Origin of the sequence: Microbacterium lacus (assembly GCF_039531105.1) — a bacterium.
GTDB lineage: Bacteria > Actinomycetota > Actinomycetes > Actinomycetales > Microbacteriaceae > Microbacterium > Microbacterium lacus.
Map to the genome: position 1 here is coordinate 2,873,160 of NZ_BAAAPK010000001.1, position 12,840 is coordinate 2,885,999.

Here is a 12,840-nt window from a genome sequence, read left to right on the forward strand (position 1 = left end):
CCTGTTCTTCGTGCGCCCCGCGGGGCGCGCTTCCACGAACCAGGCGAGTCCTGGACGTGGTGGGGTTTTCGTCGCGCGATGGGCGCAACCGCTCAAGTCTACCTGATCCGCTCCCCCGGCATCCCCTCTCGCCTCCAGCCCCGCTCGACGTGCGAGATCGCGGAGATGTGCAGGATGACGGATGCCGCGCGGGCGATGTGTCCGTCATCGTGCACATCTCCGTCATCCGGCGCACCACGTCCTGCCCAGACGGTGCTCACGCGGCCCGATGCAGCCCCTGCGCGACGGCGCGCACGATCACGTCATGGACCTCCGCCCACCGCGCCATGATCTGCACATAGTCGATGCGGATCTCGTGATAGCCGAGCAGCGTCAGGCGCGCATCGTGCCCGATGTCGCTGCGGCGCTGTGCGCCGACGTGGTGTCCGCCGTCGATCTGCAGGACGAGGCGGTCGCCGACGAGGAAGTCGACCGGATACCCCGCGAGCCACACCTGCTGACGGATCGGCAGCCGCAGGAATCGCAGGCGCACCGAAATGAAGGTCTCGAGCCCCGAATCTGAGTGCAGCGAGCACTCCTCGAGCAGCGAGCGCGCGGCGGGGGCGAGGGGCATGAGCCGGAGCGACTCGCGGACGACGAGGCCCTGCCGGAGCGCGGATTCCCACACAGCCATCGCCCGCTCGTGAGGCTGACAGCCCGCGATCGCCGCAAGGACGTTCTCGACCGGGTCGGCGACGGCATCGGGATGCCGCGGCACGAGCGGGCGCCCCCAGTGCACCCGCGTCCCCGCCCGGACCTCCCCGATGTGGCGCTTCGGCGGCGCCGCCACATGGACCGCACCGTCCCCGAGCACCCACAGTCCAAGCCTCTCTGCCTGTGTGACGCAGGAGACGACCACTCCGGCGCGCGCCGCCGCGACCAGCAGCGGATCGGCGTCCGGCAGCGCGACCCAGCCGTTGCGCGGGCGGATCAGCTCCCGCGTCGAGACCGCGTGCTCGATCGCCCGCCGCGGCACGCCGGCCGCCCGCAGCGCCGCTACCCTGACCACGCCGCCGCCCGTGGCGACGGCATCCCTCACGAATCCCATCCCCGCAGACTTCCGCGTCGCGCGCACTGCCACCGGAGCGCCGGCGTGATTGGGGAAGACGCGCGGGGGTCCGGGCGGTGGGGAGGAGTGGATGCCGCGCAGAAGTGCAGAGATGTGCAGAATGACGGATCCTCTGCGCCCTCAGCATCCGTCATCGCGCGCATCTCCGTCATCGTGCACGTCGACGCGGCCGAGCGCGGGCGCAAAGCGAAAGCGCCCCGTCGAAGACGAGGCGCTTTCGGGATCCGAGTGGATCAGAGCTTAGTGACCTGGTCGAACGACAGCTCGACCGGGGTCTCGCGCTCGAAGAGCGAGACGAGGACCGTGAGCTTGCCGCTCTCGGGCTTGATCTCGCTGATCGTGCCGGGAAGACCCGCGAACGAGCCCTCCTTGATCGTGATGGTCTCGCCGACCTCGAAGTCGACCTCGGCGGGGATGCTGCGCGCGACGGCCTGGCTGCCCTTGGCGGCGGCACCCTTGGCGGGCGCGACCTCCTTGACCTCGACGAGGGACTTGAGCATGTTGAAGGCCTCTTCGAAGCGCAGCGGCGTCGGGTTGTGCGCGTTGCCGACGAAGCCGGTGACACCGGGCGTGTGGCGGACGACCGACCAGGTGTCCTCGTTGAGCTCCATGCGCACGAGCACGTAGCCGGGGATCCGGACGCGCGTGACCATCTTGCGCTGACCGTTCTTGATCTCGACGACGTCCTCCATCGGGACCTCGATCTGGTAGATGTCCTCTTCGACCTCGAGCGTGGATTTGCGCTGCTCGATGTTGGCCTTCACCTTGCGCTCGAAGCCGGCGTAGGAGTGGATGACGTACCACTTGCCGGGGAGCATGCGCAGCTCGGTGCGGAACGTCTCGTAGGGGTCCTCGTCGACGTCGGACTCGTCGTCGGCGGCGTCCTCATCCACCGGGGCGATCGCCGCGTCCGCCGCGTCGACGGAGGCTTCGACCTCGTCCACGACACCGGCGGCGGCATCCACGTCGGCGACGAACTCGGCGTCGAGGACCGGCTCGTCCTCATCGCCGTTCACGTCCGGGCCGTCGTACGGGGTCACGTCGTCGGCGTGCTCGGCGGCGTACTCCGCCTCCTCCTCGGCCAGCGAGTCGGTCAGCACCTCGGCGGCCGCCTCGACCTCAGCGGCCTCGTCGATGTTCAGAGCGTCGTTCACGATCGCGTCCGCCTCCGGGTCGTCGATGTCGATGTCGTCCAGGTCCTCGAGTCCGTCCTCGTCCTCGTCCACGATGTGCACGGCGAGGTGCTCGGCCGGCGTGTTCGCGCGGTCCTCCTCGGCGAGGATGTTGCCCTCTTGGGCTTCGTCGTCCTCCGAGGACTGCTCGGCAGCGGTCGCCCAATCGGCGTCGTCGACATATCTTTCAGACAATTGCGTTCTCTTCCTTCGGGAGCAGCGGCTGCACCCCGTGCGAATCAGATGGTCAGGCCGGGACGCCGAAGACGACGGTCGTGACCCAGACGAAGAGCAGGTCGAGCCCGTAGACCAGAGCCATCATGATGATGACGAAGCCGAGCACCACGCCGGTGTACTTGATGAGCTCCTGGCGGGTCGGCGTGACGACCTTGCGGAGCTCGGCGAGCACCTGACGGATGAACAGTGCGATGCGGGCGAAGATGTTGGGCTTCTTCTCCCGGGGTGCACCGGCGCCCGAGGGGACGATTTCGCCCTTCGGCTCGTCTTGGACCATCGAGACCACCTGATTACCTTCCGTGTGTCAGCTTCGGCTGACGCGCAGGGCGGACAGGAATCGAACCTGCAACCTGCGGTTTTGGAGACCGCTGCTCTGCCAATTGAGCTACCGCCCTAGAGACCTCACGGCCTCGGGATGTCCACAGTCTTTCACCACAACCTGGATGAGAGGGAGCTGGCCCGAGCACCGGGCACGGCGAAAGAATGCAGACTTCAACTGCACGCTCCAGTGTACGGCATGCCTTGCACCCGGGCGAACCCGCGCCCGCCGCGAAAGGCGGGCGCGGGACGGATGCCGAGGGTCACGCGCCGATGCGCACGAGCTTCTTGTTCACGAACTCGTCCGCAGCGAGCAGCCCCATCTCGCGGCCCGTGCCGGAGCGCTTCACGCCGCCGAATGGGAGCTCGGGCGAGTCCGCCAGGACGAGGTTGACGTAGACCATGCCCGCGTCGATCTTGTCGGCGATGCGCTCGGCCTGCTCGGCGTCCGTCGTGAAGACGTACGATCCGAGGCCGAACGGGGTGTCGTTCGCGATCCGCACCGCTTCGTCTTCGTCCCGGACCCGGTAGACCACGCCGACGGGACCGAAGAACTCCTCGCGGTAGGCGTCCATCTCCGGGGTCACGTCCGTGAGCACCGTGCCGGGGAAGAACGCCCCGTCGCGCGTGCCGCCGGCCACGAGCGTCGCGCCCTGCGCGACGGCCTTGTCGACCTGCTCCTGCAGGCGCTGCGCCGCGAGCTCCGAGGAGAGCGGGCCGAGCACGGTGTCCTCGGCGAACGGGTCTCCGACCTTCGCGCCGGTGAGGATCGCCGTGAACTTCTCCACGAACGGCTCGTAGAGGTCGTCGGCGACGATGAACCGCTTGGCGGCGTTGCACGACTGGCCCGTGTTGTCCAGGCGCGCGTCGGCGGCGGCCTGGACCGCGGCGTCGAGGTCGTCCGTGGACAGCAGGATGAAGGGGTCCGAGCCTCCGAGCTCGAGCACGACCTTCTTGAGGTTGCGTCCTGCCACCTCGGCGACGGCCGAGCCGGCGCGCTCCGAACCGGTCACCGAGACGCCCTGCACGCGGGGGTCGGCGATCACCGTCGCCGCCTGGTCGTTCGTGATGTACAGGTTCGTGTACGCCCCGTCGGGGAAGCCGGCCGTACGGTACATGTCCTCGATCGCGGCGGAGGACTCCGGGCACTGAGGTGCGTGCTTGAGCAGGATCGGGTTGCCCACGAGCAGGTTCGGCGCGGCGAAGCGGGCGACCTGGTAGTACGGGAAGTTCCACGGCATGATGCCCAGCAGCACGCCGAGCGGCGAGCGGCGGATCACCGCGGTGCCCTCCGCGAGGATGTCGATCGGCTCGTCCTTCATGATCCGCTCGGCGTTGTCGGCGTAGAACTCCGTGATGTCCGCGGCGAAGTCCACTTCGCCCAGAGCAGCCTCGAGGGGCTTGCCCATCTCGCGGACGATCGTCGCCGCCAGTTCGTCCCGGCGCTCCCGGTGGAGCTCCGCGACGCGGCGCAGGAGCCCGGCGCGCTCGGACACCGCGGAGGTGTGCGCCCACCCCTTGGCGGCCTCGTACGCCGACGCGAGCGCCTGCTCGAGCTCGGCATCCGTCGTCAGCGGGTATTCGGCGAGCGTCTGCCCCGTCGCGGGGTTGACGACCTTGTAGTCACTCATGTTTCTCCGTTCGCTGGGATATCTACTCTGCCGGTCACCGGCGCGCGCGGCGCAGGCTCGCGGGTGCGTCGAGGGAAATCGTCTCGCCGCGGAAGAAGGCCGGACGCTTGATCGCCTGCCAGATCATGATCACGATGCCGAGCCCGATCACGACGACACCGAGGATGAAGACGAGCCCCAAGCCGCCGATGTTGGATCCGCTGCCGTAGTCGGGGCTCATGCTGTCGATGAGCGTCTTACCGAACAGGAACAGCAGGATGACGCCGCCGACGAGCGGGAACAGGAACGTGAAGAAGACGTTCCGGGTCGTGTCGAACCACTGCTTGCGGAAGTACCAGACGCACGCGAACGCGGTGATGCCGTAGTAGAAGCAGATCATCATGCCGAGCGTCGTGATGGTGTCCCACAGCACGTCCTCGCTGATGAAGCGCATCACGGCGTAGAACACCGACGCCACGACCGCCGAGACGATCGTCGCGAAGCCCGGTGTGAAGAACCGCGGGCTCACCTCGGCGAAGCGACCGGGCAGTGCGCCGTAGTGGCCCATCGCCAGGAGCGTGCGCGCCGGCGAGACGAACGTGGACTGCAGCGATGATGCCGAGCTCGTCAGCACCGCGAGGGAGACCAGGAACGCGAACGGTCCGAGGATGGGCCCGGACAGGTAGAAGAACACGTTCGACTGGATGTCCTCGTTGCCGAGACCGAGTCCTTCCGTCCCGGTGCCGGCGAACGCCAGGAGAGAGACCGAGATCAGCAGGTACAGCGCGAAGATCGTGAGCACCGTCAGGGTCGCGGCGCGCCCCGGCGTCTTCTCGGGGTCCTTGGTCTCCTCGTTCATCGTGAGGGTGACATCCCACCCCCAGAAGATGAAGATCGAGAGCGAGAGGCCCGCGACGACCGCGGCGAAGTCGCCGACCGCGAACGGGTTGAACCACGACAGCTCGACCGGGCTCGCGTCGAACGCGTTGCCCTGGGCGACGTGCGCGAAGGCGGCGACCGAGAAGATCACGAGCACGAGCACCTGGAACGTGACCAAGACGTACTGCAGCTTCTGCGTGGTCTGCATGTCGCGGTAGGACACGAACGTCGCCCCGAGCATGAACAGCAGACACACCGCGACGTTGATGAACGGGTTGAAGGCGAGCTCCGCGATCGTGCCGGGGCTTCCGGCGATCTGGTCGATCAGGAGGAAGAGGAATTCGACCGCGATGCCGGCGAGGTTGGACAGCACGAGGATCGTCGCCGCGATGAGCCCCCACCCCGCCATCCAGCCGACCCAGGGGCCGAACGCGCGGGTGGCCCACGTGAACGACGTGCCCGAGTCGGGCATCGAGCGGTTGAGCTCGCGGTAGCCGAACGCGACGAGGAGCATCGGGATGAAGCCGACGATGATGATCGCCGGCACCTGGAAGCCCACTTCGGACACCACCGGGCCGAGGGCGGCCGTCAGCGTGTAGGCGGGGGCGATGCAGGAGATGCCGATCACCACCGCGCCGATCAGGCCCACGGTGCCGGCGCTCAGGCCCTTCTTGGACAGATCGGTCTTGGCACCCTTTTCGCCCGCGGACGCGAGCGGCGCCGCAGCGCCCATGTGTTCGCTCATTGCGACACTCCTTCAGAGACGCGCGTGCGGGGCACCACGATCATCGGAACAGGAAGCTCGTGCAGCATCTTCGCCGCCGTAGAGCCGAGGAACAGCCGCCGTGGCTGCGCGAGACGACTGGATCCGACGACCGCGAGCTCGCCGGGCTCCCAGCTCAAGTGGGCCACGGCGTCCTCGATGCTGTCGCCCTTGCCGACGACCACCTCGGCGTCCACGTCGGAGAGCGCGGCCCGCGCCCGGCTGAGCACTTGATCGGCATGCGCGGCGCCGGCGACCTTGATCACGCCGGTGTCGATGCTCGCCGGCAGGTCGACCGTGACCAGCGACAGCAGCCGCAGTTCGGCGCCCGTCGAGGTCGCGAGCGACGTCGCCTCCTCGAGAAGCGCGTCCGCGCCGGGGCGGGTGCCCACGGCCGCGGTGATGCGGGTGATCCCGGTCGCCGGGTCCACGCGCCGCGACCCCTCGGGAGCGAGCACGACGGGCACATCGGAGGAGTGCAGGAGCTCGGTGGCCACCGAGCCGAGACGGTGGCGCCCGCGCAGACCACCGTTCGCCGCGCCGACCACGATGTGCGACGCGCCGAACTCGTCGGCGGCCGCCACGAGGCCCTCCGCGAACGAATCGGCGAAGCGGACGTGCGGCGTGACGGCGATGCCCGCCGGAACGAGCCGGTGCGCGTCCTCCAGCCAGGCACCCGCCTGACCGGTCAGGTAGCGGTCGTAGCTCGCGTCCGGCGGGGTGATGACGCTGCGGTCGTCGCCCGGCAGGACGACGACGAGATCGAGTGCGGATCCGGATGCCGCGGCCAGGCGCGCACCGAGGGCGACGGCATCCTCTCCGGCGGTCGTGGCGGTATATCCGACGACGATCCGCCCGCTCATGCGCGTGCTTCCTGGAGGATCTGCTCCGCCGCGAGACGGCCCATGCGGATCGCACCGTCGACATGCTGGTAGCCGGCACCGGCGAGGTCGCTGCACGCGAAGTGGATCGGCCCGACGCTCGAGCGCAGGTCGGCGCCGTAGCGGTGCAGGCCGCCGAGGTCGAAGCTCGCGGCGTATGCGCCGCGCGTCCACTCCTCGCTGCCCCAGTCGCTCTCGTAGTAGACGATCGGGTTCTTCGCCTCGGGACCGTAGTAGTGCGACAGCGACTCGAGGATCCGCTCCTTGCGCTCCTCGGCCGACAGACGGAACACGTCGTCGGCGCGCTGATCGGAGACGAAGCCGACGAGCGTGCCGCGCTCATCGCCGTGGTTGGTGTTGTCGTACGCCTCGTGTGAGAGCTCGTACGGGCTGAACGCGGTGCCGGACAGGCCCTGTTCGCGCCAGAACGGGCGGTCGTAGACGGCATGCACCTTGATCACGAAGCCCATCGAGATGTGCTGGTGCATCTGGTGCTGCAGGCGCGGAAGGGCCGGCACGAACGAGATGCGCGGGTACAGGTTCGGTGCGAGGGCGAGGATCGCGAACCGCGCGCGCACCGTCATGCCGTCGGCGATCGCGGTCACTCCGCCGTCGGAGTAGTCGATCGTGCGGACCGGCTGCTCGAGGAACACATCGTCGCCGAGACGCTCGGCCAGCAGCAGCGGAACCTGCTGCAGGCCGCCGACGACGCGCTTGTCGAGGATGAAGTCGGCGTCGACGAGGTGCGAATACGAACCCGCGGATGCCGCCATCAGGAGCGACTGCAGGAGCGAGAACGAGTGAGTCGGCTTGGTGAGCATCGCCGAGCCGGTCGCGAAGGCCAGGTTGCGGACGGCCTCGTCGTCGTCGGTCTGCGCGCGCAGCCACGCATCCCACGAGATCGAGTCCCACTCGGCGGCCTTCTCGTGCGCCCAGGGACGGTCGGGGTCGATCTCGGCGACCATCGCATCCAGGCGCTCGGTGATCTCGGCGATCACCGCCTCCGTCTCGGGCGAGACGGGGAACATCTCGCCCGTGAAGCGCTTGGCGACACCGTCCGGCCCGACGTACACGCTGTCGCCGTCGCGGTAGCGGCTGAAGGTCTCGAGTCCGAGCTCGGCGACCGTGTCGATCAGCGCGTCCTGATCGGGCGAGACCCACTGCCCGCCGATCTCGAGCATGGCGCCCTCGATCACGTCGGTGTGCAGGCGTCCGCCCACGCGGTCGCGTGCTTCGAGCACCGCGACCGACAGGCCCGCCTTCTTCAGCTCGTTCGCGGCGGTCAGGCCGGCGGCACCGGCCCCCACGATCACGACGTCACGGTTCAGCTCGACCACGTCGGCTCCTTTGCTCGAAACACGGGGGAAGTGCACGGTGACCGCGCCACGCCCGGCTCCCCCACCGGACGGTCCGCGGGTGATTCAGGCTGCGGCGAGAGCCGCTTCCACGACGTCCAGCGCTTCGTGGAGCAGTTCGTCGGAGATCGACAGCGGCGGCAGGAACCGGATGACGTTCCCGTACGTGCCGCACGTGAGCACGATGACGCCTTCCGCGATGCACGCCTTCGCGATCGTCGAGGTCAGCGTGCCGTCGGCGTCGCCGGTGGCCGGGACGACGAACTCGGCGGCGATCATCGCGCCGCGTCCGCGGATGTCGCCGATGCGCGGATCAGCGCTCTGCATGCGGCGGAGACGGTCGGTGAGGATCGCGCCGATCTGCTCGGCGCGCTCGGTGAGGCCGTCGTTCTCGAACACGTCGATCGCGGCGAGCGCCGCGGCGCACGCGAGCGGGTTGCCGCCGTACGTGCCGCCCAGGCCGCCGGCGTGGGACGCGTCCATGATCTCGGCGCGACCGGTCACGGCCGCGAGCGGCAGGCCGCCGGCAATGCCCTTCGCGGTCGTGATCAGGTCGGGCTCGATGCCGAACAGGTCGCTTGCGAACATCGCACCGGTACGGGCGAAGCCCGTCTGGATCTCGTCCGCGATGAAGACGACGTTGTTGCTGCGGCACCACGTGAGGAGCCCCTGCAGGAAGCCGTCGGCGGGGACGATGAAGCCGCCCTCGCCCTGGATCGGCTCGATGATGACCGCGGCGAGGTTGTCCGCTCCGACCTGCTTCTCGATCACGGAGATCGCCTTGCGCGCCGCATCCGCCCCGCTGAGCCCCCCGTCGCGGAACGGGTAGGACATCGGCGCGCGGTAGACCTCGGATGCGAACGGCCCGAAGCCGCTCTTGTAGGGCATGCTCTTGGCCGTCAGTGCCATCGTGAGGTTCGTGCGACCGTGGTAGCCGTGGTCGAAGGCGACGACGGCCTGCTTCTTGGTGTACTTCCGCGCGATCTTCACCGCGTTCTCCACCGCTTCGGCGCCCGAATTGAACAGGGCGCTCTTCTTGGCGTGACTGCCCGGCGTGATGCGGTTCAACGCCTCCGCCACGGCGACGTACGACTCATACGGCGAGACCATGAAGCACGTGTGGGTGAACTGCGCCACCTGCTCCTGAACGGCAGCGACGATCCTGGGGTGCGCGTTGCCGAGCGTGGTCACCGCGATGCCGGCGCCGAGGTCGATCAGCGAGTTGCCGTCGGCATCCACGACCACGCCGCCGCCGGCGGCGACAGCCTGGATCGGCACGGTGTGCCCGACCCCCGCGGCCACGGCATCCGCCTTCCGTGCCAGCAGCTCCTGCGAGCGCGGGCCCGGGATGCTGGTGACGATGCGGCGCTCCTGCGGGAGCGTGGGTCCGCCCAGCGGAACGGGCGCGGTCAGGGTGTCGGTCGCAGTCGTGCTCATGGTCGCGAGCGTAGACCGCCGTTTCTCGGCGCTGCACCTGACAGGTTGTACATTCTGTTGAGCGTGCTGTACGGGCAGTACATCTCAGGAGGTCTCGTGGACATCGCCGCCGACACCCCGACCCTTCGCGCCCTCCTCGCGCGCACCGACCTGAGGCTGCGTCTGGCTGAGCCGGATGTCGCGCCGGAGGCGCTGGATCGCTCGGTGCGCTGGGTGCACAGCTCCGACCTGGCCGATCCGACGCCGTTCCTGTCGGAAGGGCTCGTGCTGCTGACCACCGGCACGCAGTTCCAGGACGCCGGCGACGATGCCGAGGCGTGGGCGGCGTACGTGCGGCGCCTCGGCGAGCGCGGCGTCGTCGGTCTCGGGTTCGGGACGGAAGTCGTGCGGGAGGGCATCCCGGCACCGCTCGCCGCCGCGTGCCGCGAGCAGGGCATGCCGCTGTTCGAAGTGCCTTATCGGACGCCGTTCATCGCGGTCGCGCGCGCGAACGCCGAGGCGATCGCGGCGCAGACCTACGCGCGGCGCAGCTGGGCTCTGGCCGCGCAGCGGGCGATCGCGCTCGCCGCGCTCCGCCCGGACGGCCTCGGCGCGACGGTCGCGGAGCTCGCGCGACAGCTCGGCACCTGGGTCGGGATGTACGACGCGGCCGGTGAGCTCACTCGTGAACACCCCGCCGGCGGCCTCGCCGCCGAAACCTCGGGCGATCTGCACGACGAGGTCGGCGCGGTGCTGCGTCGTGGCGCTCGGGCGGGTTCAGCGCTCCGCATCGGCGACACCGCCTTCTCGTTGCAGACACTCGGCCGCGGCGGGCACCTGCGCGGTGTCATCGCGATCGCCGCGGGCGACCTCGATCAGGAGGGGCGCGGCGTGGTGACTGCCGTCATCGCGATGGCGGGTCTCGCGCTCGAGCAGCAGCAGGGTCTCGCCCGCGCGCGCGGCGCACTGCGCGCCGGGCTCGTGCACTCGCTCGTGACCGACGATCCCACGCTGGCACGTCGGGTCTCGCGCGACCTGTGGGGCCCCCTGCCCCCGGCGCCCGTCATCGTCGCCGTGACGGAGGCGGCGGCATCCGGAACCGGCGGTCGGGCGACGGCGGCCCGTTCCTCCCGGGCGGACGGACTCGCGGAGCTGCTGGAGCTGCGCGCCGAGGAGCGCCGCGGGTCGCTCTTCTTCGGGCGCGGCGACGACGGCCTGGTGATGGTCGTCCCCGCGGCCGAGCGCGCCCTGATCGACGAAGTGGCAGAACGCTTCGAGCTGCGCGTAGGGGTGTCCGACCCCGTCGGCTACGACGCTTTCGCCGCAGCGATCGGACAGGCCACCCTGGCGCGCGATCGCGGGGTCGGCCCGGTGACCGCGTTCGCGGACGTCGCCGCGTCCGGGGTGCTGTCGGCGCTCACCGCGCAGTCCCGAACGCTCGCCGCCGCCGAACTCGGTCCGCTCCTCGCGCACGACGAGCGACACGGCACCCACCTGATGCAGACGCTGCGCGCGTGGTTCGACGACGACTGCTCCCACGAGAGCACCGCGCGCTCGCTGGGCGTGCACCGTCACACCGTGCGGACCCGGCTCGCTCTGGCGGAGCAGGTGCTCGGGCGAGACCTCGGGTCGTTCGCGGCCCGCGCCGAACTGTGGGCGGCGCTGCGCGTCCTGGAGAGCTGACTCCGCGCCGCGCTGGCTATCCTGAGCCGGTGGCGGTGCGCAACGGCGAGACCTCGTGGTGGTGGCGAGAGCTCGGCGGCGCGCCCGCACCACGCCCGCCGCTCCCCGGCGACACCGACGCCGACGTCGCGATCGTCGGCGCCGGGTACACCGGTCTGTGGACGGCGTACTATCTCGCGTCGTCGCAGCCGGATCTGCGCATCGTCGTGCTGGAACAGCGCTTCGCCGGATTCGGCGCTTCCGGCCGCAACGGAGGGTGGCTCACGAACTCGGTCACGGGCGGGCGCGAGCGCTACGCGCGCAGCCACGGCCGCGCCGCGGCGATCGCCCAGCAGCGGGCGCTGAACGAGACCGTCGACGAGGTGATCGCCGTCGCCGGCCGGGAGGACATCGACGCCGACATCGTCAAGGGCGGCGAGCTCAACATCGCCCGCACGCCCGCCCAGCTCGCACGCCTGCACGCCGCGGCCGTCGCGGAGCATGCGTGGCCGCACACCGACGTCGAGGAGTGGGATGCCGCCGCGACGGCGACCCGGATCGCCGTCGACCGCGCGCTCGGCGGGCTGTGGCACCCGCACGCGGCGCGCGTGCACCCCGCGAAGCTCGCCGCAGGTCTCGCCTCAGCCGTCGAGCGGCGCGGAGTCGTGATCCACGAGAACACTCGTGTGACCGAGATCGCGCCCGGGCGGGCGATCACCACGCGCGGCACGGTCCGGGCGCCGTTCGTGCTGCGTGCGACCGAGGGATTCACGCCCGACCTGCGGGGTCAGCATCGCACGGTCCTGCCGATGAACTCGTCGATGATCGTCACCGAGCCGCTGCCGGCGGCGGCGTGGGATCGGATCGGGTGGGGCGGGCGCGACGTGCTGGGCGACTTCGCGCACGTGTACATGTACGCGCAGCGCACCGCGGATGACCGCATCGCGTTCGGCGGGCGCGGTGTGCCCTACCGCTACGGGTCGCGCGTCGACGCCGACGGCCGCACGCAGGAGCGGACCGTCCGCTCGCTCACCGCCCTTCTGCGCGCGTTCTTCCCGGCCGCCGCCGAGATCCCCGTCGCGCACGCGTGGGCGGGCGTGCTCGGGGTGCCGCGGGACTGGGCGGCCTCGGTCGGACTGGACGCGGCATCCGGAATCGGCTGGGCCGGGGGCTACGTCGGCACCGGCGTGACCGCGACGAACCTCGCCGGGCGCACGCTGGCCGACCTCGTCCTGGGTCTCGACACCGAGCTCGCGCGACTGCCGTGGGTCGGTCACCGCGCGCGGCGGTGGGAGATCGAGCCGGTCCGATGGCTCGCCGTGCACGGTATCTACACGGCCTACCGCGCCGCCGACCGGGCGGAGTCCCGCGGCTCGTCCTCGCGCACATCGGCCTTCGCTCACGCGGCCGATCTGATCGCCGGGCGCTGAACCCGTCCC

The 12,840-nt window shown here is 70.2% G+C and carries 11 protein-coding genes and 1 tRNA gene; 2 read left to right on the forward strand and 10 right to left on the reverse strand.

Translation table 11 applies throughout. From position 1 onward, the window contains the following. Nucleotides 1-98: 98 nt before the first annotated feature. The 10 genes from ABD197_RS13640 to gabT form a co-directional block, all read right to left on the reverse strand. A complete protein-coding gene (locus ABD197_RS13640) occupies nucleotides 99-260 on the reverse strand; it encodes a hypothetical protein (protein WP_344055405.1) in 162 nt (53 codons plus the stop codon). After that, complete coding sequence (locus ABD197_RS13645; RefSeq protein WP_344055406.1) at nucleotides 257-1,087, reverse strand: endonuclease domain-containing protein; 831 nt, start codon at nucleotides 1,085-1,087, stop codon at nucleotides 257-259. The genes ABD197_RS13640 and ABD197_RS13645 overlap by 4 nt, the downstream gene beginning before the upstream one ends. 254 nt (nucleotides 1,088-1,341) lie before the next feature. Next, on the reverse strand, nucleotides 1,342-2,475 hold the full coding sequence (nusG, locus tag ABD197_RS13650; protein WP_344055407.1) for a transcription termination/antitermination protein NusG: 1,134 nt from the start codon (nucleotides 2,473-2,475) through the stop codon (nucleotides 1,342-1,344). Between the two features lie 52 nt (nucleotides 2,476-2,527). Next, entirely contained in the window at nucleotides 2,528-2,794 is a 267-nt protein-coding gene (gene secE / locus ABD197_RS13655) for a preprotein translocase subunit SecE (protein WP_344055408.1), read from the reverse strand. 45 nt (nucleotides 2,795-2,839) lie between these two features. Then, a tRNA-Trp gene (locus tag ABD197_RS13660) sits at nucleotides 2,840-2,912 on the reverse strand. A gap of 186 nt (nucleotides 2,913-3,098) precedes the next feature. After that, on the reverse strand, nucleotides 3,099-4,466 hold the full coding sequence (locus tag ABD197_RS13665; RefSeq protein ID WP_344055409.1) for an NAD-dependent succinate-semialdehyde dehydrogenase: 1,368 nt from the start codon (nucleotides 4,464-4,466) through the stop codon (nucleotides 3,099-3,101). Nucleotides 4,467-4,500: 34 nt separating this feature from the next. Next, nucleotides 4,501-6,057: an APC family permease gene (locus ABD197_RS13670; RefSeq protein ID WP_344055872.1), complete on the reverse strand. Its 1,557-nt coding sequence runs from the start codon at nucleotides 6,055-6,057 to the stop codon at nucleotides 4,501-4,503. An 8-nt stretch (nucleotides 6,058-6,065) separates the two neighbouring features. Next, nucleotides 6,066-6,950 carry a universal stress protein gene (locus tag ABD197_RS13675; protein ID WP_344055410.1) on the reverse strand — a complete coding sequence of 295 codons (885 nt, stop codon included), beginning with the start codon at nucleotides 6,948-6,950 and terminating at the stop codon, nucleotides 6,066-6,068. Then, the gene (locus ABD197_RS13680; RefSeq protein WP_344055411.1) at nucleotides 6,947-8,305 is read right to left on the reverse strand and encodes a flavin monoamine oxidase family protein; all 1,359 of its coding nucleotides are present in this window, start codon (nucleotides 8,303-8,305) and stop codon (nucleotides 6,947-6,949) included. Before ABD197_RS13680 ends, ABD197_RS13675 begins: the two co-directional genes overlap by 4 nt. An 84-nt stretch (nucleotides 8,306-8,389) precedes the next feature. Continuing rightward, nucleotides 8,390-9,760 carry a 4-aminobutyrate--2-oxoglutarate transaminase gene (gabT, locus tag ABD197_RS13685; protein ID WP_344055412.1) on the reverse strand — a complete coding sequence of 457 codons (1,371 nt, stop codon included), beginning with the start codon at nucleotides 9,758-9,760 and terminating at the stop codon, nucleotides 8,390-8,392. A 63-nt stretch (nucleotides 9,761-9,823) separates the two neighbouring features. Between gabT and ABD197_RS13690 the strand changes: the two genes are divergently transcribed. Then, nucleotides 9,824-11,422 (forward strand): PucR family transcriptional regulator, encoded by a 1,599-nt coding sequence (locus ABD197_RS13690; protein ID WP_344055873.1) that lies wholly within the window; start codon nucleotides 9,824-9,826, stop codon nucleotides 11,420-11,422. 35 nt (nucleotides 11,423-11,457) lie between these two features. After that, the gene (locus tag ABD197_RS13695; RefSeq protein ID WP_344055874.1) at nucleotides 11,458-12,831 is read left to right on the forward strand and encodes an NAD(P)/FAD-dependent oxidoreductase; all 1,374 of its coding nucleotides are present in this window, start codon (nucleotides 11,458-11,460) and stop codon (nucleotides 12,829-12,831) included. Nucleotides 12,832-12,840: the final 9 nt, after the last annotated feature.